Consider the following 19,887-nt stretch of genomic DNA (forward strand, 5'->3'; position numbering starts at 1 on the left):
CACAATCATGAATCTACGTTCGATCGACTTGAACCTGCTGGTCATACTGGATGCGCTGCTGACGGAGAAACAGGTGACGCGGGCCGGGCTGAAGGTCGGTCTGACCCAACCGGCCGTCAGCAATGCGCTGTCGCGCCTGCGGTATCTGTTCAAGGACGAGATCCTCGCGCGCAGCACGATCGGGATGGAATTGACGCCGCGCGCGCAGGCGTTGATCGCGCCGGTGCGGCAAATCATGCAACAAATCGAAGAATTATTTGAATCGGATTATCAATTCAACCCTTTTACGTCGGAGCGTCATTTTACGATCCGGATGTCGGATCTCACCGAACTGCTTTTGCTGCCCGCCTTGCTGCGGCGCATGCGCACGACGGCGCCGAATATCAGCCTCGATGTCGTGCACCCGAGCGCGGCGAAGACGGCCGAAGCGCTCGAAGCCGGGCGGCTCGACATGGCGATCAGCGCGGGCCTCGAGCATTCCGGCTCGCTGTCGTCGGAAACCGTGTTTCACGACCGGATGGTGTGCGTGCTGAGCCGCAACCATCCCGATGCGGACAAGCCGCTGACGCTCGAACGGTTCCTCGCGCTCGACTTCCTCAACGTGTCGATCAACCCGGTCGACCACAGCCTGATCGACAACCTGCTCGCGAACATGGGCTGTACGCGCCGCATCGTGCTCAACGTGCCGCACTGGCTCGTCGTGCCGAACATGCTCGATGCGCTGCCGTACGCCGTGATCATGTCGGAGCGGCACGCGCTGAGCCTCGGCGATCCGCGTCTCGTGATCCGCGAACTGCCGCTCGCGATGGAACCCGTCACGTGGTCGCTGTACTGGCATCGCCGGTACGACGGCAGCAACGCGCACGGCTGGATGCGCCGCGCGATCCTCGCGGCCGCGGAATCCGTCGTGGACGACGTCACGGTGGACGCGTGCAGCGTGGGCTGAGCGCGATGTCGTGCGCCGCGGGCCGCTCGCGGTCAGCCGACGACGAGCAGCGGCGGCAGCGTCGCGACGTCGGGCTGCTCGTCGAGTCGCCACAGATAATCGAGTGCGGCCCGCATTCGCGCCGCGCTTCCGTGCCGCTGGCAATTCTTCGTGAACTTCGCTTCGTAGTCGGCGCGCTGCATCGGTTGCGTCGGTGAGCCCGGCAGATCGTCCACCTGCTTCGTATAGGTCGCGCCGTCGTCGCACACGGCCGTCACGCGATTCGGCGCATGCGCGGGATAGCGGGCCGTCAGCGCCGGGTCCGCGTCGACCGTGATTTTGCCGATCAGCGCGTGCAAGGCCGGGTCGCGCAACGCCGGGCCCGTATAGCTGCGGGTTGTGATGTCGCCGTCGAGCATCGCCCGCGCGACGATGTAGGGCAGGCTGTGGTCGGCGGTCTCGTGGGTCGACGGGGCCCATTTCTCCGGATCGCGGCCGGCCGTCACGTAGCCGACTTCGGTCGTGCGGACCTCGATGCGCCGAATGCGCCGCAGGTCGCCGACCTGCGCGGCGACCGCGAGCGCGGCCGGAATCGCCGTTTGCGTGAGCCCTTGCGCCGGATAGAACTTCACGAAGCAACGGCCGATCCGGAACGCGCCGCCGCGCCCGCCGAACGTGGCGATGTCGAGCGCGAACGGTCCGGACACCTGCGCGAAGAACCCGGCCGCTCCCTCGAATATCGGCGCGGGGCCGGTGAGGCCGGCGCCGGCGAGTTCGGTCGAAAACACCGCGTTGCGCGCCGCGTCGGCGTCGGCGAGCGCCTTCCAGTTGGACAACTGCTGCACCCGCGTCTGGTTCAGCGCGAGATGGCTGTTGATCGACAGGTTGACCGCCTGCATGAGTTGCGGCGCGTGCAGGCCCATCAGCTTGCCCGCCGCGAGCGCGACGGCCGGCAGACTGTAGCAGGTGTGATCCCAGCCGCGCGGGCTGACCGCGGCGGCGTCCATCAGCCGGCATGCGATCTCGTACGCGATCGCGATCGACAGGATCAGGTCGCGGCCGCTCGCGTGCCGCGCCTCGGCGACCGCGAGACACGCGGCGACGTTGTCGCTCGGATGGCCGGTTTCCTTGCCGGCATACGCATCGTTGAAATCGAAGTAGCGTAGCGCCGTGCCGGTCGCGAACGCGGCGAGATCGGCGCGCGTGCGGCGGTTCGTGCCGATCACGGTCGAGACGCCGCCGGGCGACGCGAGCGCCGCGTCGCGCGCGATCCGTACCGGCGCCTCATCGTGCGCGGCGATCGCGCAGCCCAGCGCGTCGATCAGATGCGCCTTGATCGTTTCGACGGTCGCCTCGTCGAGGTCGCGATACTGCAGCCCGGCTGCGTAGTCGGCGAGTTGCCGGGCGAGTTCCGGCTCGCCGGCGTTCTGCCTGTCGGCGGTCGCGGCGGCGCGGGCGCGAGCGAACGGCAGCGCGACGGCGGCGCCGGTCAGCGCGGAAAGAAAGTGGCGGCGATTCATGGTTCGGTCTCCGAATGTTTAAGGGGCGGGAAGGGGCGACGCTGTCAGAACGCCTTGCGCAGGCCGAGCGCGACGCCCGCGCTGCCGGAGCGGCCGGCCGCGAGCGAGTAGTGCAGAAAGTTGTAGTTGTCGTTGTCGAAATCGAGCGCGGCACGGTGCGCGTAGCCGGCCGCCAGGTACAGCGTCACCGTCTTCGACACGAAGTAGTTCAACTGCAGCGTGACCTGCTGCGGACTGACGGGCTGCGATGCCGGCGTTTGCGCATTCGCCGGATTCCGCGCGCGGATGTGTTCGTAATAGACGGCGCCGATCGCTTGCAGAAAATCGGTGATGCCATAGCGGACGCCGGCCCACCAGAACGTGAAGTTCGTCACGACCGACGGCGCGGCGATGTCGCTGTGCGCGTGCTCGACGCCGGCCAGCAGTTGCGCGCGCCCGAGCGGCACGAGCGCGGAAGCGGCGTAGCGGCGGAAGTGCGCGAAGCCGCCGGGCCGCGGCGTGTGGACGTCGTCGAACGCCGCGGCGAACGAGAACGCGCTGCCCGCGTAGTCGAAGCCCGCGCCGTACGCGGCGTTCGACTGGAACGCGCCCGCCGTGCCGCCGAACGCGTAGTGGGTTTCGAGCGTCAGCGCGCCGAGCTTCGCCAGATACTTGACGACGTTGTTCTCGCGATAGTTGATGCCGACGATCGCGCCGTCCGGCTCGTACAGCGTCGAATAGGCGCCCGTCGGCGAATAGCGCTCCATGATGTCGAACAGCGTCGTGTACTGACGGCCGAGCCGCAGCGCGCCCCAGCGCTCGTGTTGCAGCGCGACCCACGCGGAGCGGTCGAAGCCGCCCGAGCCGGCGCCGTTGGCGAGGTTGATGCTGCTTTCGACGCGAAACGCCGCCTGCCAGCCACCGCCGAGATCCTCGACGCCCTTCAGGCCCCAGCGCGATCCGCTCTTGCCGCCCGACGCCATCCGCGCGAGCGACGCGGACGACTTGCCGTCGGGCCCGGCCTGGTTGGTGAGAAATTCGGTGTAGACGTCGGCGACGCCGTACAGCGTGAGGCTGGTCTGCGCGCAGGCGCCGGCCGATACGAGGCCCAGTCCGCACAATGCGGACATTCGCTTGCCCATGGGGCTGTCTCCTTGTTTTGGGGTTGTTGTTCGTCATGGGCGCCGCGCGGGTCGGCTCGCGCGGCGCGGCGTCGCTATCCGGGGCGGAAGGCGAACGGCGCGTGCCGTGCCGGGCCGCTCGCGTGCGTTGCGCGGCGCACGCGGGCGATGCCTGGCGGCTGGGTCACGCGGTCGGGCGTGCGCATCGTCGGTCAGCGTGCGCGGGCCCGCACGGCCGCGTCGCGCGCGAGTACGCGCGTGGCCTGTGCGACGCCCGCCGCGTCGACCATCCGGCCGTCGATGCGCAGCGCGCCGCGGCCGTTGGCGCGCGCGTCGTCGTACGCGGCGAGCACGGCGCGCGCGTCGCGCACCGCGTCGTCGTCCGGCCGGAACGCGCGGTTCAGCGCATCGACCTGCAGCGGATGAATGCAGGTCGCGCCCGCATAGCCGAATGCCGCGGACGCACGCGCGATGCGCTCGAACGCATCGAGGTCGCGCAGTTCGTCGAGGCCGTCGAGCAGGCCGAGCGGCAAAATGCCGGCCGCGCGCGCGGCGATGATCAGCAACTGCTTCGGCACGCGCAGCACGTCGGCGCCGGTGCCGCTTTCGCAGTTCAGCGCGAAGTCGGCGCCGCCGAGCATCATCGCGACGACGCGCGGCGACGCGCGCGCGATCCGCTCCATCGCCTGGAACGCACGCGGCGTCTCGATGATCGCGACGACGCGCGTGCCGCCGGGCGCGGCGCCGGCTTCATCCTCGAGCGTGGCCAGCAGTTCGTCGATCGCCTCGACGTGCGAGCCGCCGCGAACCTTCGGCAGCACGACGCCGTGCACGCCCGCCTGCACGGCCGCACGCAGGTCGGGCACCAGCAGGTCGAGCGGGCCGTTGGCGCGGACCAGCACGTCGTGGCCGGCGGCCCGCAGCCTCGGCACGGCGTCGGCGAGGCCGTCCCGCGCGTCGCGCTTGCACGCGAACGGGACGCTGTCTTCCAGGTCTAGGATCAGCGCATCGGCCGCGCTGGTCGCGGCCTTCTCGACGAAACGGGGGACGTGGGCAGGCACGTAGAGCAGCGAGCGCCAGACCGGTTGGGAGGTGGGATTCATCGTTGTTCTATAAAAATGAAAGTCACTTTTATTTTTGTGATCGATGGGGCCATTCGTCAAGATTATCGTTAACGCCTATATTTATGAGGAGTTGAAAGAAGTTGAACGAAGGAAGCGCTGCGGATTCATGTTGATGTCACGGCCATCCTGCGTATAATGAAAGTGACTTTCAATTTGTGTGAGCCCGGGCGCGCCGTTCGCGCCGCCCGGCACAGCGCGAGGCGGACATGAGCAAGGTGGAGACGACTAATCAGGCGGAAGGCGGCGTGGCCGCGGTCAATCGTGCGTTGACCGCGCTGCTGGCCTTCTCCGGCGCGCCCGGCGGGCTGATGCTCGCGCAGGTCAGCGACGCGACGGGGCTCAACATGAGCACGCTGCTGCGGATGTTCGAGTCCCTCGAACAATTCCGCTTCATCAAGCGCCTGCCCGACGGGCGCTACGTGTTGGGGCCGGCCGTGTTCCAGCTCGGCGTGATGTATCGCGAGTCGTTCCAGTTGCGCGAATACGTGATGCCGATCCTGTCGACGCTGTCGGCGCAGACCGGCGAGACCGCCGCGTTCTACGTGCGCGAAGGCGACCAGCGTGTCTGCCTGTTCCGCATCCAGGCGCAGCGCGCGGTGAGCACGCATCTGCGCGAAGGCGACCGCTTCGCGCTCGACGTCGGCGCGGCGGGGCGCGTGCTGCTCGCGTTTTCCGGCACGCGCGGCGGCGAGTACGAGAAGACGGCCGAGCAGGGCTATGCGGTGTCGATCGCCGAGCGCGATCCGGAGAGCGCGGCGATCGCGTGCCCGGCGTTCGGTGTCGGCCGCGTGCTGAGCGGCGCGATTTCGCTCGGCGTGCCGCGCTATCGCTTCAACAAGAAAGTGCTGGCCGATTACCTGCCGCATGTGCAGGCCGCCGCCGCGGAATTGACGCGTGCGCTCGGCGGCGATCTGCCCGCGACGGGTGCGGCGTTTCCCGCGACCGACCGGCTCGGCGTATTGCTCGAGTAGCGCCGGCGCGCGACGCGCGCATGCCTGACTGACCGACAACTACCAGGAGACATCATGTCCGTACCCGACCCGCAGGCCGCTCGCGCGGCCGGCGCGCATCGTCGCGCGTCCACCGGCCCGATCCATCCGAAATCGTTCGATGCCAACGCCACCGGGCCGCTGTCCGGCGTGCGCGTGGTCGATCTGTCGCGCCTGATGGCCGGCAACATGCTGAGCGTGCAGTTGGCCGACTTCGGCGCGGACGTCGTGAAGGTCGAAAGCGAGCGCGGCGATACGTTGCGCGCGGTCGGCGCCGGCGGCATCAGCACGAACTGGAAGGTGTACGGGCGCAACAAGCGCAGCGTGTGCGTCGATCTGCGCACGCCGGAGGGCGTCGACATCGTGCGCCGGCTGGTGCGCGACGCGGACGTGTTCGTCGAAAGCTTCAAGCCGGGCGTCGCGGAGCGGATGGGGCTCGGCCCCGACGACCTGCTCGCGATCCGCCCGGAACTCGTGATCGCGCGGATCTCCGGCTGGGGACAGACCGGGCCGTATCGCCACAAGCCGGGCTTCGGCACGCTCGCCGAAGGCTATGCGGGTTTCGCGGCGATCAACGGGTTCGCCGATCGCGAGCCGGTGCTGCCGCCGATGTTTCTCGCCGACATGACGGCCGGGATGTCCGGCGCGCTCGCCGTGCTGGTCGCGCTGCATGCGCGCGGCGCGCAGCGGGCGGCCGGGCAGGTGATCGACGTGTCGCTGTTCGAGCCGCTGCTGTCGATCCTCGGGCCGGCCGCGGCGAACTACGTGATGACCGGCGAGATCAAGCCGCGCACCGGCAGCCGCTCGACGAACACCGCGCCGCGCAACGCGTATCGCACGCGCGACGGCAAGTGGCTGTGCCTGTCGAGTTCGACGCAGGCGATGGCCGAGCGGCTGTTCCGCGCGATCGGGCGCGCCGATCTGATCGACGATCCGCGCTATGCGACCAACGTACTGCGCGTGCGGCACGCGCAAGCGCTCGATGCGATCGTCGGCGAATTCATCGCCGCGCGCGATCTCGACGCCAATCTCGCGTTCTTCGAGGAGGCGGGCGTGACGGTCGGGCCGATCCAGGACATCGCGCAGATCGTCGCCGATCGCTACGTGATCGAGCGCGAGGCGCTGGTCGAGCTGCCCGACGACGACGTCGGCAGCCTGCCGATGCACAACGTCACGCCGCGCCTGTCGGGTACGCCCGGCGCCTTCCGCCGGCCCGCGCCCGCGCTCGGCGAACACAACCGCGAAATCCTGCAGCCGCTGCTCGGCGAGCACGAATACGCACGGCTCGCCGCGCTGGGCGTGATCCGCTCGCAGTAAGCGGGCCGCGCACCGGCAGAGACCGGATGCACCGCATAGTGGAGGAGGCATCATGAATCCGCGTTGGACCCACCGACCGCCCGGTTCGAACTGGGGCGATTTCGGCCCGGACGACCAGAAGGGGCGCCTGAACTGGCTGACGCCGGACGCCGTGCTGCGCGGCGTCGCGGAAGTGCGCGAAGGCCGCGTGTTCTCGCTGAGCCTGCCGCTCGACGTGCCGCGCGGCGGCGGACTGAACGCGAGACGGCGCCCGCCGGCGATCATGCCGGCGCTGCTGGGCGACAAGCCGTACTTTGGCTACCGCGCCGACGAACAGGTTGCGAACGCAACGGATGTCGTCTGCGACGACGCGTTCTGCCTGCATTCGCAGTTCTCGACGCAATGGGATGCGCTGTCGCACGTCGGCTCGCTGTTCGATCCGGCCGGCGACGGCGAAAAGACCCGCGTGTTCTACAACGGCTACCGGATGGACGAGCATATCCGCGTGCCGGAAGCGGGCGCCGCGCAAGGCGGCGCGCACGCGCTCGGCATCGAGGTGATGGCGCGCACCGGCGTGCAGGGGCGCGGCGTGATGGTCGACCTGCGCCGCCACTTCGGCGACGCGCGGCGCAAGATCGGTTTCGACGACTGGATGGCGGTGCTGCGCGCGGACGGCGTGAGCGTCGAGCGCGGCGATATCGTCTGCTTGCACACGGGTTTCGCGGACCTTCTGCTCGCCGCCGACGCGCGCGGCGAGACCGGTGCGCCGCCAGCATGCTGCGTGCTGGACGGCGCCGACGAACGTCTGCTGAACTGGATCGACGCGTCGGGGCTCGCCGCGCTCGCGGCCGACAACCACGCGGTCGAGGAGCGCCCGCGCGACGCGCCGCCGCGCGCGCGGCCCGGCGCGCTGATGCCGCTGCACGAGCTGTGCCTGTTCAAGCTCGGCATCCATCTCGGCGAGCTGTGGCACCTGACGCCGCTGGCGGACTGGCTGCACGAACACCGTCGCAACCGCTTCCTGCTGACCGCGCCGCCGCTGCATCTGCGCGGGCTCGTCGGCTCGCCGGTCAATCCGGTCGCCACCGTGTGATTGCCTGCCGCGCGGCCCGCGCCGCGCGTTGATCGACGTCCCGCGCGGCGCGCGGGCGGACTACCGAGGACACGCCATGTCTGACTCTGTTGCGGCATCGCTCGCCGCGCGCATCGACCGCCTGCCCGCCACGGCGAGCATCTGGAAGCTCGTGCTGTTCCTGAGCGTGGGCGGCTTCTTCGAGGTCTACGACCTGTTCCAGATGACCTATCTGCCGCCCGGGCTGATTCGCGACGGCATCTTTCACACCGGCGCGCGCGGCGTGCTCGGCATGTCCGACCAGGGCGCGCTCGGCGCGGCGACGTTCATCGGGCTGTTCGTCGGCGAGATGTTCGTGTCGCGCCTGGCGGACCGCTACGGGCGTCGCGCGCTGTTTACCGGCGCGCTGCTGCTCTATACCGTTGCGAGCCTGGCGATGTGCGTGCAGTGGAGCGCGATCGGCGTGCTCGCGTGCCGCTTCGTCGCGGGCTGCGGCGTCGGCGCGGAGCTGATCACGATCGGCGCGTTCCTGACCGAGCTGGTGCCGAAGGCGGTGCGTGGCCGTGCATTTGCCGTCTGCTTCGCCGTCGGGTATCTGGCCATGCCGGTGCTCGCGTTCGTATCGTGGCTCTGGGTCCCGCGCGATCCGCTCGGCTGGTCGGGATGGCGCTGGGTCGTGCTGCTCGGCGGAAGTGGCGCGGTGGTCGTCTGGTGGCTGCAGGCGCGCCTGCCGGAGTCGCCGCGCTGGCTCGTCGGCGTGGGCCGGGAAGCCGAGGCCGAACGCATCGTGGCGCGACTCGAACGGATCGTCGCGCGCGAATCGGGGCGGCCGCTGCCGGCGGTCCGGCCGCCGGCCGCCGACGTGCAGCCGGCGCCACGCGCGCCGTCGATGTGGGATGCGCGGCACCGCGGCCGCACCGCGATGCTGATCGCGTTCAACGGCTTCCTGAGCATCGGCTTCTTCGGTTTCAGCCAATGGCTGCCGACGCTGCTCGCCGCGCAGGGCGCGACCGTCGCGAAAAGCCTCGGCTATGCATTCGTGATCGCGTTCGCGTATCCGGTGTCGCCGCTCGTCGCAGGCCTGCTCGCCGACCGGATCGAGCGCAAGTGGTTGATCGTCGCGTCGGCGTTCGGCGTCGCGCTGTTCGGCAGTGCGTTCGCGACGTCGGCGCAGGCGCCGTTCGTGATCGCGTTCGGCCTGCTCGTCACGCTGTCGAGCACGGTGCTCGCGAGCAACGGCACCGCGTACCAGTCGGAACTGTTTCCGACCGCGATCCGCGGGCGCGCGCTCGGCTTCGTGCATTCGATCGGCCGCCTGACCGGCGCGGCCAGCAGTTTCATCGTCGCGTTGCTGCTCGAGCGCGCGGGGGTGTCCGCGGTGTTCGCGCTGATCGGCGGCAGCATGCTGATCGTGATGCTGTCGATCGGCGCGTTCGGGCCGCGCACCAACAACCGGTCGCTCGACGATATCCCGGACGAGCAAGCTGACTCGGCCGTGGCGAACCGGCCGGCCGGCACGCTCGACGCGCTGCCGACGCGCCGTTCGTGACGGCCCGCGTGCGCTGGTGCGACGGCCGCTATGCGCTCATCGCCAGCGCGGTCGCGCCGACGTGCCACCGCAAGCATTCGACGACGAGCGCGTGATTGTCTTCGGAGCCGAGCCCCGCGATCGTCATCGCGCCGACGATGCCGGCGCCGGCGAGCCGCAACGGCACGCCGCCGCCGTCGAGCGCGTAATCGTCGTCGGACAGGCCTTGCGAGCGCAGCGACCAGCCGGCACGCCGAAAGCACGCGCCGACCGCGAGCGAACTCTGGCCGAAACGCAGCACCGTGTTCTGCCGGCGGCGGATCGCATCGCCGTCGCGCGCGTCGCTGCCATCGAGCGCGCAATAGAACAGCGGCGCGTGCCCGCCGACGATGCCGACCGCAATCGGCAGCCCGCGTCGCGTCGCGAGGTTGACCGCGATTTCTCCGATGCGGCGCGCGACGGCTGCATTGAAGTGCGGCAGCGCCGGGTTCGACGCATCGTCGTCGAAGGCGTGGGGTTCGAGGCGAAAGGGGGGCGTCACCATGGCGGCTCCGTCGCATTGCCGGCGCTGCACGCGCGTGCCGGGCGTTGCATCGTCACGGGCCGCGCGCGGGCCCGTCTTCCGTTCGGTGCTTCGGCGTTTCAGTGCTTCAACGATGGGGCGCCGCGTCCAGCATCCACTCGTGCGCGGGATCGTTCTTGAACGCCCACGCACGGCTTGGGCCCGCCATCACGTTCAGGTAGTACAGGTTGTAGCCGTGAGGCGCCACCACCGGGTGATAGCCGCGCGGCACCATCACGACGTCGTGATTCTCGACCGCGCAGGCTTCGTCGAGGCTGCGGTCGTCCGTGTACACGCGCTGGAACGCGAAACCCTGCGGCGGATCGATCCGGTGATAGTAGGTTTCCTCGAGCGAGGTTTCGTCGGGCGCGGCGTCGCGGTCGTGCTTGTGCGGCGGATAGCTGCTCGAATGGCTGGCCGGCGTGACGACTTCGACGACGAGCAGCCGGTCGGCGGCCGGGTTGTCGCCCATCAGGATGTCGCATACGTAGCGCGTGTTGGTGCCTTGCCCGCGCACCGAGCGGCGCATCCGCTCGCCGTCGAGGCGCAGCACGCGCTTGTCGCCGCTCGCGTACGGCGCGGTGCACAGCGCGACTTCCGCATCGCGCGTCGCGACCAGCGTCACCGTCTTGCCGCCCGGCACGTACAGCGCGTCCGGCGACACGTCCTCGAACACGCTGTCGCGCCTGCCGAGCGCGTCGTGGGTTTCGCCGTCGACTTCGGCGCGCACCGTGCCCGTCAGCACGACGACGCACAGTTCGCGCGTGCCGGTGTCGAGCGTCTCGGTGTCGCCGGCCTTCAGGCGCAGCGCGCGAAAGCCGACGTGTTTCCAGCCGGCCGATTCGGGCGTGACGTTGCAGATTTCGCGGTCGGCGGATGCCTTGACCAGCAGGGGAGAAATCGTCATGAGATGGGTCTCCGCAATAGGGTAGGGCGCGACCGCCCAGGCGCTTGCGCGCGTGCTCAAGCGCTCAACCGGTCGACGATCGCGCGCAGCGCGTGGTAGCCCTTCTTCGCATACTGATAGCTCGGCGCGACGGCCGGATCCTGCTCGGCCTCGACGACGAGCCAGCCTTCGTAGCCGGCGTCCTTCAGCGTGCGCAGCGTCGCGTCGTAGTCGAGCGCGCCGTCGCCCGGCACCGTGAAGGTGCCGTTGATCACGCCGTTCAGGAAGCTCCAGCCGTCGTTGCGCGCCTGGTTCACGACTTGCGGCCGCACGTCCTTGCAATGCACGTGCGCCACGCGCGATACGTGCTTCTTCAGCAGCGCCACCGGGTCGGCCGCGCCGCCGAAATACGCATGGCCGGTGTCGAACAGCAGGAACACCTTCGCCGGATCGGTCAGCGCCATCAGCCGGTCGACGTCGGCCGGCGATTCGACGTACGCGCCCATGTGGTGATGGTAGGCGAGCTTGATGCCGTACGTGTCGAGCAGGTGCGCGCCGAACGCGTCGAGGCGCGCCGCATAGCGCCGCCACGCTTCGTCGTCGACGAAACGCGGCCGCTTCGCGACCGGCGTGTCGATGCTGCCCTGGATCGTGCCCGCGCATTCGCCGTACACGACGACCTTCACGTCGTTGAATTGCAGCTTCGTCATGTGCGCGCGGCAGCGCTCGATCTCCGCCGCCACCGCATCGGCGTCCGTCATGCCCGGCGCGACTTCCGCGAGGAAGCCCGAATACCAGCCCGACACGCACACGAGCCCGAATTCGGCGAGCTTCGCCTTCAGTTCGGGGCCCGTCTTCGGAAACTTGTTGCCGAGCTCGAAGCCCGCATAGCCGATCTCGGCGCCTTCCTTCAGCGCCGTTTCGAGCGGCGTCTCGCCGCCGAGCGACGGCAGGTCGTCGTTCATCCACGACAGGGGATTGATACCGATACGAACGTTCCAGCTCATGACGTGCTTCCTTGGTTCGAATGTTGTTTTACCGGTGCGGCAGAGGCGCGGGGCAGGCGCGCTCAACGTCGCTGGCGCGTCTTCGCGTCGAGATACGCGCGGTGCGCCGCTTCGACGCCGGCGCGTCCGGATACCTGCGGCACCGCGACTTCCCACCACGCGCCGCCGTCGTCGGTCGTGCGATGGTGCGTGGTGTCGATCACGAGCACCTGGCTCTTCGTTGCCGCACGCGCGCGCTTCATTTCATCGCGCAATTCGCCGACGTCGCGCACGTGCACGGCTTCGGCGCCCATCGCGCGCGCATGCATCGCGAAGTCGATCGTCGAGCGCTCGCCGCCTTCGGGCACGCAGTCGTCGAGCATGTTGTTGAAGCTCGCGCCGCCGCAATGGCGTTGCAGCCGCTCGATGCAGCCGTAGCCGCGGTTGTCGAGGATCACGACGATCAGCTTGCGGCCGAGCATCACCGACGTCGCGAGTTCCGCGTTGAGCATCATGTACGAGCCGTCGCCGACGATCACGATCACTTCGCGCTCGGGGCGCGCGAGCTTCGCGCCGAGGCCGCCCGCGACTTCGTAGCCCATGCACGAATACGCATAGTCCATGTGGTAGTTGCCCGGCACGCCGCTGCGCCACAGTTTGTGCAGTTCGGCCGGCAGCGTGCCGGCCGCGCAGACGACGAGATCGTCGCGCGCGCTGTCGCGCCCCGCGTCGGCCGCGGAGTCGCGCACCGCGCCGATCACTTCCGCGTCGTACGGCAGCGTGTCCTTCGGAATCCGTGTGGTCAGCTCGGTCACGCGCGCGTTCCATGCGGCGGCCTGGTCGCGGTTCGCGGCGGTCCACGCCGCATCGGCGCGCCAGCCGGCCAGCGCGGCCGATAGCTGCCCAAGGCCCGTGCGCGCATCGGCCACGAGTTGCCGGCCGCGCTTCTTGCCCGCGTCGAACGGCTGCACGTTCAGGCTCAGCAGCGCCGCGTCGCCGTAGAGCGCGTGCGAGCCGGTCGTGAAATCCTGCAGCCGCGTGCCGACCGCGAACACGACGTCGGCCTGCGCGGCCGCGCGGTTCGCGGCGGGCGAGCCCGTCACGCCGATCGAGCCGAGGTTCAGCGGATGATCCCACGCGAGGCTGCCCTTGCCGGCCTGCGATTCGGCGACGGGCACGCCGTGCGTGTCGACGAACGCGCGCAGCGCGTCCCACGCCTGGCTGTACAGCACGCCGCCGCCGGCGACGATCAGCGGCTTCTTCGCGGCTTTCAGCACGTCGAGCGCATCGGCGAGCTCGAGCGCGTCGGCCGGCGGCCGGCGCATCCGGATCACCGGCGGCGCGAAGAAATCCTCGGGCCAGTCGTACGCGAAGGTCTGCACGTCCTGCGGCAGCGCGAGGCATACGGGCCCGCACTGCGCGGGATCGGTCATCACCTGGATCGCGCGCGGCAGCGCGACGAGCAGTTGCTCGGGCGACGTGATGCGATCGAAGTAGCGCGTGACGGGCCGGAAGCAGTCGTTCGCGCTGACGTCGCCCTGTTCGAAATCCTCGATCTGCTGCAGCACCGGGTCGGGCAGCCGCGACACGAACACGTCGCCGGGCAGCAACAGCAGCGGCAAGCGGCCGACGTGCGCGAGCGCGGCGGAGGTCAGCATGTTGGTCGCGCCGGGGCCGATGCTCGACGTCGCGGCCATCATTCGCTGGCGGAAATGCGCTTTCGCGAACGCGACGGCCGCGTTGGCCATCCCTTGCTCGTTGTGCGCGCGAAACGTCGGCAGCCGGTCCTTCTCCGCATGCAGCGCTTCGCCGAGACCGGCCACGTTGCCGTGGCCGAAGATCGCGAACACGCCGCCGCAGTACGGCAGGATCTCGGTGCGCCCGTCGGGCTGGACGACTTCGGCGCGCAGGGCGGCCAGGTAGCGCACGAGCGCCTGGCTGACGGTCAGTCTTACGGTGGTGGTCATCGTCGGTCGATAGAGAGGAGTCGGGTGGTCGTCACGAACACGGGGCATCAGGCCGCGGCGGCCCGCGCGGTGGCCCGGCGGCCGAGCCACGCGTCGACCAGTTGCGCGAAGTTGCCGGCTACTTCGTCGATCAGCGCCTGATCGTCGATCCGGCCCGCGAACCAGTTCAGCGACGCATCGGCCCACAGCGTGCGCCCGACCATGAAGCCCTTGACGATCGGGTTGGTCGCCGAGCGGAAGCTGTCGACCAGGTATTGCAGCGGCTGGTTCAGGCCGAGAATCACCGCGCCGCGGCAGTACGGGTCGCGCTCGGCGATCAGCGCGGCGAGCCGCGCCCAGCCGTCGGCGGTGAGCGGCGTGAGCTTCCACCATTCGGGCTTCACGCCGAGGTTGTAGAAGCGCGCGACCGTGCGCAGCACCGCGTCGTCCTCGGTGCCGGCCGGCGTGACCGCGCGCGGCGGAATCATTTCCAGCAGCAGCTCGTTGCCGCTCGCGCGCGTGGCTTCCCACAGTTCCAGCACGCGCTGCTCCTGCTCGACGCGCAGGTCGACGGAGTCGTCGGGGTGATAGTGAACGAGGCACTTCACGACCTGTTCGGTCGGCCAGTGCGTGAGCGACGAGCCGACCGAGCGCGTGTCGTCGAAACGCAGCGGCCGCGAGCCGGGCAGCTCGACCGGGCGGCCGACCCACCAGCCGCGCCCCGTGGCCGACGCGAGCGCGTCGCTGCCGTATGCGCCGCCGTCGATCAGCACGCCGACGTGGCCGGCGATCCCGCGATCGCGCTCGACCTGTTCGACCGCGCGCACGAGCAGGCGCTTCAACGTCTTGATCCGTGCTTCGTCCGCGCCGGCCTGCACTGCCAGCTCGTAGAACTGGCTGCGATGGTCGAACGCCATCACGCACAGGTCGTCCCAGTCGCGGCGCGGCACCGTCACGCGATGCAGGTGCGCGAGCGTGCGGTCGGCATCGACAGCCGGATTGCGGCCGCCGTCGAACCAGTGCGCGAGTTCGGCCGGCGTCGGCATCGCGGCCGAGCACGCGTGGCGCGACACGACGATCGCGCCGCACGCGTTCGCGATGCGCGTCGATTCGGCCCAGTCGCGCCCGCGCAGCAGCCCCGACAGCAGGCCCGACAGGAACGCGTCGCCCGCGCCGAGCACGTTGAGCACCTCGACCCGCTCGCCGAGAAAGGTCGGCGCCTCGTCGATGCGCGCGGGAACGTCGCCTTCGATCACGCAGCAGCCGAGTGCGCCGCGCTTGACCACCAGCGTCGCGTTCGTGATCGCGCGCACCGCCTGCAACGATGCGATCAGGTCGTGCGGCACGCCGCCCGCGATCAGGAATTCCTCCTCGGTGCCGACCAGCAGGTCAAATTCGCCGAGCACCTGCTGCAACTGCCGCGTCACCTGCGCGTCGGGCACGTAGCGGTTTTCGCCGGCACCGCGCGCGGTCAGCCCCCACAGCACCGGCCGGTAGTCGATATCGAGGATGCGCACGGCGCCGTGGCGGCGCGCATACGTCAACGCGGTCAGCGACGCCTCGCGCGTGCCCGGCGTCGACAGATGCGTGCCGGTGATCGCCAGCGCGCGGCAGCCGGCGATGAAGTCCTCGCTGATCTCGTCAGCGCGCACGGCCATGTCCGCGCAGTTCTCTCGCACGAACAGCAGCGGGAACGTGTCGCGATCCTTCAGCCCGAGCAGCACCAGCGCGGTCAGGCGCTCGCGGTCGGTCTGCAACTGGCTCGTGTCGCAGCCTTCGCGCTCGAGCGTCTCGCGCAGGAAGCGGCCCATCTGCTCGTCGCCGACGCGCGAGATCATCGCGGTCTTCAGGCCCAGCCGCGCGACGCCGAACGCGACGTTGCCCGACGAACCGCCGAGATACATCTGGAAGCTGCGCGCATCCTCGAGGCGGCTGCCGTACTGCTGGGCATAGAGATCCACGGCCACGCGGCCGAGGCAGGCGAGATCGATGGGGCGGTCACTCGGAAAGTTCAGGCTCATATCACGTGTCACGCTCGCGGCCGGCGTTCGGCGCTGCCGGCAGATTAGGGACCGATCCAGCGGCAGCTGTCCACGGCACGTGCCGCACGACGCGAGGCTGCCTGCCGCCGGGAATCGGGCTACGGAACGGAGTCTAGACTTTTTGGAAATACAGTTCCCTAGGTGAAATCACGTAGAAATAAATTTCCAAATTTTCGAGGAAGTGATCTACAGTTTCATCCGGATGCTTCAGTCCCGATCGGACCAGATCGGACTCGGCCCGGCGGCGCGCAACGCGCCGTCTTCCGCCCCCGGAGATGAGGAGACAGATTGATCATGAAGACCAAGCTGATGGCCGTCGCGGCCGCCGCGATTCTGGCCGCGCCGCTCGCGCATGCCGAGAAGATCGGCGTGACGATGGCATCGTTCGACGACACGTTCCTGACCATCCTGCGCAACAGCATTGCCGATTCGGCGAAGAAGGACGGCGTGACCGTGCAGATCGAGGACGGCGGCAATGACGTCGGCAAGCAGTTGAGCCAGGTCCAGAACATGATCGCGCAGAAGGTCGACGCGATCATCGTGAACGCGGTCGATACCGACGCGACGCCGAAGATCACGAAGATGGTGACCGCCGCGAAGATCCCGCTCGTCTACGTGAACCGCAAGCCGGTCGATTTCGACAAGCTGCCGGCCGGCGTCGCGGTCGTCGCCTCCGACGAGAAGCAGTCGGGCACGCTGCAGGCGCGCCAGGTGTGCAAGCTGCTCGGCGGCAAGGGCGACATTCTCGTGCTGATGGGCGAGCTGTCCAACGAGTCGGCGCGCGCCCGCACCAAGGACATCGAGGACGTGATCGCGACGAAGGATTGCGCGGGCATGAAGATCGTCGACAAGCGCGAAGGCAAGTGGAGCCGCACGCAGGGCCAGGACATCACGATGAACTGGCTGAGCTCCGGGACGAAGTTCGACGCGATCGTGTCGAACAACGACGAAATGGCGATCGGCGCGATCAACGCGCTGAAGGCCGCGCGCAAGCTGACGCCGAAGACGGTCGTCGCCGGTATCGACGCGACGCCGGACGGGCTCGCGGCGATGAAGGCCGGCGAGCTGAAGGTGTCGGTCTACCAGAACGCGACCGGGCAGGGCGCGCAAGCGGTGGCCGCGGCGCTCAAGCTCGCGAAGAAGCAGCCGGTCGATCGCTACGTGAACGTGCCGTTCGAGCTCGTCACGCCGGAGAACATGAACCAGTACGCGAAGCACTGACCGGTTTTCCCGCTGAACTGCGCGGGCCCGGCGCGGCCGGGTTCGCGCGCGACTTTCGAGGAACGTCCATGTTTACAGCCAGGATCGCGCGCTCGATGGCCAGCGAAAGCGCGCCGGCCGCTTCGTCCGCCGCGCCCGGCGCGGCCATGGCCGACTGCGTGCTCGAGGTGCGCGGCGTCGGCAAGTCCTTTCCCGGCGTCGTCGCGCTCGATGGCGTGCAGTTCCGCGTGCGCCGCGGCACCGTTCATGCGCTGATGGGCGAGAACGGCGCCGGCAAGTCCACGCTGATGAAGATCATCGCGGGCGTCTACACGCCCGACCAGGGCGAAATCCTGATCAACGGCGAGCCCGTCGTGCTGAACGGGCCGCTCGACGCGCTCGATCGCGGGATCGCGATGATCCATCAGGAGCTCAACCTGATGCCTTACATGACGGTCGCGGAGAACATCTGGATCCGCCGGGAACCGAAGAACCGCTTCGGCCTGATCGATCACGCCGAGCTGCGCCGCCGCACGGCCGAGCTGTTCGAGCGGCTGTCGATCGACATCGATCCGGAAACCGACGTGCGCACGCTGACGGTCGCGAGCCGCCAGATGGTCGAGATCGCGAAGGCCGTGTCGTTCGACTCGGACGTGCTGATCATGGACGAGCCGACCTCCGCACTGACCGACAGGGAAGTCACGCACCTGTTCCGGATCATTCGCCAGCTGCGCGAGCAGGGCAAGGGCATCGTCTACATCACGCACAAGATGAACGAGCTGTTCGAGATCGCCGACGAATTCTCGGTGTTCCGCGACGGCAAGTACATCGGCACGCACGCATCGAGCGACGTCACGCGCGACGACATCATCCGCATGATGGTCGGGCGCGAGATCACGCAGATGTTCCCGAAGGAAGACGTGCCGATCGGCGACGTCGTGCTGTCGGTGAAGGATCTCTGCGTCGACGGCGTGTTCCGCGACGTGAGCTTCGAGCTGCGCGCGGGCGAGATTCTCGGTGTCGCGGGCCTCGTCGGCTCCGGGCGCTCGAACGTCGCGGAGGCGCTGTTCGGCGTCGTGCCGGCCACGTCGGGCGAGATCCGCATCGACGGCAAGCCGGTGCGCATTTCGACGCCCGCGCAGGCGATGCGGCACGGAATGGCGTTCCTCACCGAGGACCGCAAGGACTCCGGCTGCTTCCTGAATCTCGACCTGCTCGCGAACATGGAAGCGGCGGTGCTCAGCCGTCGCTACGTGAAGTTCAACTTCGTGCAGCACGCGCAGTTGAAGCGCGACTGCGAGGAAATGAGCCGGATGCTGCGCGTGAAGTCGCCCGGGCTGCACGAGACCATCCAGAACCTGTCGGGCGGCAACCAGCAGAAGGTGCTGATCGGCCGGTGGCTGCTCACGCAGCCGCGCATCCTGATCCTCGACGAACCGACCCGCGGCATCGACGTCGGCGCGAAGGCCGAGATCCACCGGCTCGTCAGCGCGCTCGCCGGCAAGGGCGTCGCGGTGCTGATGATCTCGTCGGAGATGCCGGAAGTGCTGGGCATGAGCGATCGCGTGATGGTGATGCACGAAGGGCGCATGACCGGCATCGTCGATCGCAAGGACGCCGACCAGGTCCGCATCATGGATCTCGCGTCGCGCTGAGCCGAAACAAGATTGGAGACAACTGAAATGGGCAACCTGAACCCGGTCGCGGATGCGCAGACCATGACACTCAAGTCGCGGCATGCGAAGTGGCCGCCCGAACTGAGCATCTTCCTCGTGCTGGTCGGCATCAGCCTGTTCTTCGAGATCGTCGGCTGGGTCGTCGTCGGCCAGAGCTTCTTGTTCAATGCCGAGCGGCTCGAGATCATCGTGCTGCAGATGGCCGTGATCGGCATCATCGCGGTCGGCGTGAACCTCGTGATCATCACCAGCGGGATCGACCTGTCGTCGGGGTCGGTCGTCGCGGCCGCCGCCGTCGTGTCGGCGAGCCTCGCGCAGGTGTCCGACTTCCCGCGCGCGGTGTTTCCGCACCTCACCGACCTGCCGGTCATCTGGCCGGTGCTGGCCGGCGTGTGCGTCGGGCTGCTGGTCGGCCTGCTGAACGGCACGCTGATCGCGATGACGGGCATCCCGCCGTTCATCGCGACGCTCGGCACGATGGTCGCCGCGCGCGGCTTCGCGAAGTGGTTCACCAACGGGATGCCGGTGTCGATGCTGACCGACCCGTTCGCGGCGATCGGTGCGGGCGCCAATCCGGTGATCATCTTCGTCGTGATCGCCGCGATCTTCCACGTCGTGCTGCGCTATACGCGCTTCGGCAAGTACACCTATGCGATCGGCGCGAACCGCCACGCGGCCGTCGTGTCGGGCATCAACGTCACGCGTCACCTGATCTTCGTCTATGCGATCGCGGGCCTCCTGAGCGGGATTGCCGGCACCGTGACGGCCGCGCGCGCGATCTCCGGGCAGTCGGGCATGGGCGTGATGTACGAGCTCGATGCGATCGCGGCCGTCGTGATCGGCGGCACGTCGCTGTCGGGCGGCCTCGGCCGCGTGACGGGCACCGTGATCGGCGTGCTGATCCTCGGCGTAATGACGTCGGGCTTCACGTTCATCCGCATCGACGCGTATTACCAGGAGATGGTGAAGGGCGCGATCATCGTCGCGGCCGTGATCGCCGACCAGTATCGCAACAAGAAGTCGCGCCGCTGAGCG

16 protein-coding genes are annotated in these 19,887 nt (G+C 68.8%); 8 read left to right on the plus strand and 8 right to left on the minus strand.

The genetic code is table 11. The annotated features are described in order from the left end of the window. Window positions 1–7: 7 nt before the first annotated feature. Window positions 8–946: a LysR family transcriptional regulator gene (locus CFB35_RS06945; RefSeq protein ID WP_059575972.1), complete on the plus strand. Its 939-nt coding sequence runs from the start codon at window positions 8–10 to the stop codon at window positions 944–946. Window positions 947–978: 32 nt separating this feature from the next. Here the strand turns inward: CFB35_RS06945 and CFB35_RS06950 are convergent, their stop codons facing one another. The 3 genes from CFB35_RS06950 to CFB35_RS06960 form a co-directional block, all read right to left on the minus strand. Next, entirely contained in the window at window positions 979–2,445 is a 1,467-nt protein-coding gene (locus CFB35_RS06950; RefSeq protein ID WP_059575911.1) for an MmgE/PrpD family protein, read from the minus strand. A gap of 44 nt (window positions 2,446–2,489) precedes the next feature. Beyond that, the gene (locus tag CFB35_RS06955) at window positions 2,490–3,566 is read right to left on the minus strand and encodes a porin (RefSeq protein WP_059575908.1); all 1,077 of its coding nucleotides are present in this window, start codon (window positions 3,564–3,566) and stop codon (window positions 2,490–2,492) included. 191 nt (window positions 3,567–3,757) lie between these two features. Next, the gene (locus CFB35_RS06960) at window positions 3,758–4,648 is read right to left on the minus strand and encodes a CoA ester lyase (protein ID WP_059575905.1); all 891 of its coding nucleotides are present in this window, start codon (window positions 4,646–4,648) and stop codon (window positions 3,758–3,760) included. 227 nt (window positions 4,649–4,875) lie between these two features. On the opposite strand from CFB35_RS06960, the gene CFB35_RS06965 reads away from it, so the two are divergent. The 4 genes from CFB35_RS06965 to CFB35_RS06980 all read left to right on the plus strand — a co-directional run bounded on the left by CFB35_RS06965 (window position 4,876) and on the right by CFB35_RS06980 (window position 9,575). Next, window positions 4,876–5,640 carry an IclR family transcriptional regulator gene (locus tag CFB35_RS06965; RefSeq protein WP_059575903.1) on the plus strand — a complete coding sequence of 255 codons (765 nt, stop codon included), beginning with the start codon at window positions 4,876–4,878 and terminating at the stop codon, window positions 5,638–5,640. Between the two features lie 54 nt (window positions 5,641–5,694). Then, a complete protein-coding gene (locus tag CFB35_RS06970; RefSeq protein WP_059575901.1) occupies window positions 5,695–6,975 on the plus strand; it encodes a CaiB/BaiF CoA-transferase family protein in 1,281 nt (426 codons plus the stop codon). 52 nt (window positions 6,976–7,027) lie between these two features. Further along, the gene (locus CFB35_RS06975) at window positions 7,028–8,047 is read left to right on the plus strand and encodes a cyclase family protein (RefSeq protein WP_059575899.1); all 1,020 of its coding nucleotides are present in this window, start codon (window positions 7,028–7,030) and stop codon (window positions 8,045–8,047) included. 76 nt (window positions 8,048–8,123) lie between these two features. Further along, window positions 8,124–9,575, plus strand: a complete 1,452-nt coding sequence (locus CFB35_RS06980) for an MFS transporter (protein ID WP_081066612.1) — start codon at window positions 8,124–8,126, stop codon at window positions 9,573–9,575. 28 nt (window positions 9,576–9,603) lie between these two features. On the opposite strand, the gene CFB35_RS06985 is transcribed toward CFB35_RS06980, so the two are convergent. From CFB35_RS06985 to iolC, 5 genes are all read right to left on the minus strand, one after another. Beyond that, window positions 9,604–10,098, minus strand: coding sequence for a heme-degrading domain-containing protein (locus tag CFB35_RS06985; protein ID WP_059575896.1), 495 nt, complete (start codon window positions 10,096–10,098; stop codon window positions 9,604–9,606). Between the two features lie 106 nt (window positions 10,099–10,204). Further along, window positions 10,205–11,023 carry a 5-deoxy-glucuronate isomerase gene (gene iolB / locus CFB35_RS06990; protein ID WP_059575895.1) on the minus strand — a complete coding sequence of 273 codons (819 nt, stop codon included), beginning with the start codon at window positions 11,021–11,023 and terminating at the stop codon, window positions 10,205–10,207. A 56-nt stretch (window positions 11,024–11,079) separates the two neighbouring features. Further along, window positions 11,080–12,009 carry a myo-inosose-2 dehydratase gene (gene iolE, locus CFB35_RS06995; protein WP_059575893.1) on the minus strand — a complete coding sequence of 310 codons (930 nt, stop codon included), beginning with the start codon at window positions 12,007–12,009 and terminating at the stop codon, window positions 11,080–11,082. Between the two features lie 62 nt (window positions 12,010–12,071). After that, entirely contained in the window at window positions 12,072–13,955 is a 1,884-nt protein-coding gene (iolD, locus tag CFB35_RS07000) for a 3D-(3,5/4)-trihydroxycyclohexane-1,2-dione acylhydrolase (decyclizing) (protein ID WP_059575892.1), read from the minus strand. Window positions 13,956–14,002: 47 nt separating this feature from the next. Continuing rightward, on the minus strand, window positions 14,003–15,955 hold the full coding sequence (iolC, locus tag CFB35_RS07005) for a 5-dehydro-2-deoxygluconokinase (protein WP_059575890.1): 1,953 nt from the start codon (window positions 15,953–15,955) through the stop codon (window positions 14,003–14,005). A gap of 315 nt (window positions 15,956–16,270) precedes the next feature. Here iolC and CFB35_RS07010 point away from each other — a divergent pair, with 315 nt between their 5' ends. The 3 genes from CFB35_RS07010 (at window position 16,271) to CFB35_RS07020 (ending at window position 19,884) form a co-directional block, all read left to right on the plus strand. Then, on the plus strand, window positions 16,271–17,197 hold the full coding sequence (locus CFB35_RS07010) for a sugar ABC transporter substrate-binding protein (RefSeq protein ID WP_059575888.1): 927 nt from the start codon (window positions 16,271–16,273) through the stop codon (window positions 17,195–17,197). A 68-nt stretch (window positions 17,198–17,265) separates the two neighbouring features. After that, entirely contained in the window at window positions 17,266–18,831 is a 1,566-nt protein-coding gene (locus CFB35_RS07015; protein WP_059575886.1) for a sugar ABC transporter ATP-binding protein, read from the plus strand. 27 nt (window positions 18,832–18,858) lie between these two features. After that, window positions 18,859–19,884 carry an ABC transporter permease gene (locus CFB35_RS07020; protein WP_059575884.1) on the plus strand — a complete coding sequence of 342 codons (1,026 nt, stop codon included), beginning with the start codon at window positions 18,859–18,861 and terminating at the stop codon, window positions 19,882–19,884. Window positions 19,885–19,887 lie beyond the last annotated feature (3 nt).

This window comes from Burkholderia sp. AU16482 (genome assembly GCF_002223285.1).
Lineage (GTDB): Bacteria > Pseudomonadota > Gammaproteobacteria > Burkholderiales > Burkholderiaceae > Burkholderia > Burkholderia semiarida.

Bases quoted from the DNA above. Each gene is read 5' to 3' on its own strand.
- CFB35_RS06945 (WP_059575972.1), top strand. From the start codon at position 8: ATGAATCTACGTTCGATCGACTTGAACCTGCTGGTCATACTGGATGCG.
- CFB35_RS06950 (WP_059575911.1), bottom strand. From the start codon at position 2,445: ATGAATCGCCGCCACTTTCTTTCCGCGCTGACCGGCGCCGCCGTCGCG.
- CFB35_RS06955 (WP_059575908.1), bottom strand. From the start codon at position 3,566: ATGGGCAAGCGAATGTCCGCATTGTGCGGACTGGGCCTCGTATCGGCC.
- CFB35_RS06960 (WP_059575905.1), bottom strand. From the start codon at position 4,648: ATGAATCCCACCTCCCAACCGGTCTGGCGCTCGCTGCTCTACGTGCCT.
- CFB35_RS06965 (WP_059575903.1), top strand. From the start codon at position 4,876: ATGAGCAAGGTGGAGACGACTAATCAGGCGGAAGGCGGCGTGGCCGCG.
- CFB35_RS06970 (WP_059575901.1), top strand. From the start codon at position 5,695: ATGTCCGTACCCGACCCGCAGGCCGCTCGCGCGGCCGGCGCGCATCGT.
- CFB35_RS06975 (WP_059575899.1), top strand. From the start codon at position 7,028: ATGAATCCGCGTTGGACCCACCGACCGCCCGGTTCGAACTGGGGCGAT.
- CFB35_RS06980 (WP_081066612.1), top strand. From the start codon at position 8,124: ATGTCTGACTCTGTTGCGGCATCGCTCGCCGCGCGCATCGACCGCCTG.
- CFB35_RS06985 (WP_059575896.1), bottom strand. From the start codon at position 10,098: ATGGTGACGCCCCCCTTTCGCCTCGAACCCCACGCCTTCGACGACGAT.
- iolB (WP_059575895.1), bottom strand. From the start codon at position 11,023: ATGACGATTTCTCCCCTGCTGGTCAAGGCATCCGCCGACCGCGAAATC.
- iolE (WP_059575893.1), bottom strand. From the start codon at position 12,009: ATGAGCTGGAACGTTCGTATCGGTATCAATCCCCTGTCGTGGATGAAC.
- iolD (WP_059575892.1), bottom strand. From the start codon at position 13,955: ATGACCACCACCGTAAGACTGACCGTCAGCCAGGCGCTCGTGCGCTAC.
- iolC (WP_059575890.1), bottom strand. From the start codon at position 15,955: ATGAGCCTGAACTTTCCGAGTGACCGCCCCATCGATCTCGCCTGCCTC.
- CFB35_RS07010 (WP_059575888.1), top strand. From the start codon at position 16,271: ATGAAGACCAAGCTGATGGCCGTCGCGGCCGCCGCGATTCTGGCCGCG.
- CFB35_RS07015 (WP_059575886.1), top strand. From the start codon at position 17,266: ATGTTTACAGCCAGGATCGCGCGCTCGATGGCCAGCGAAAGCGCGCCG.
- CFB35_RS07020 (WP_059575884.1), top strand. From the start codon at position 18,859: ATGGGCAACCTGAACCCGGTCGCGGATGCGCAGACCATGACACTCAAG.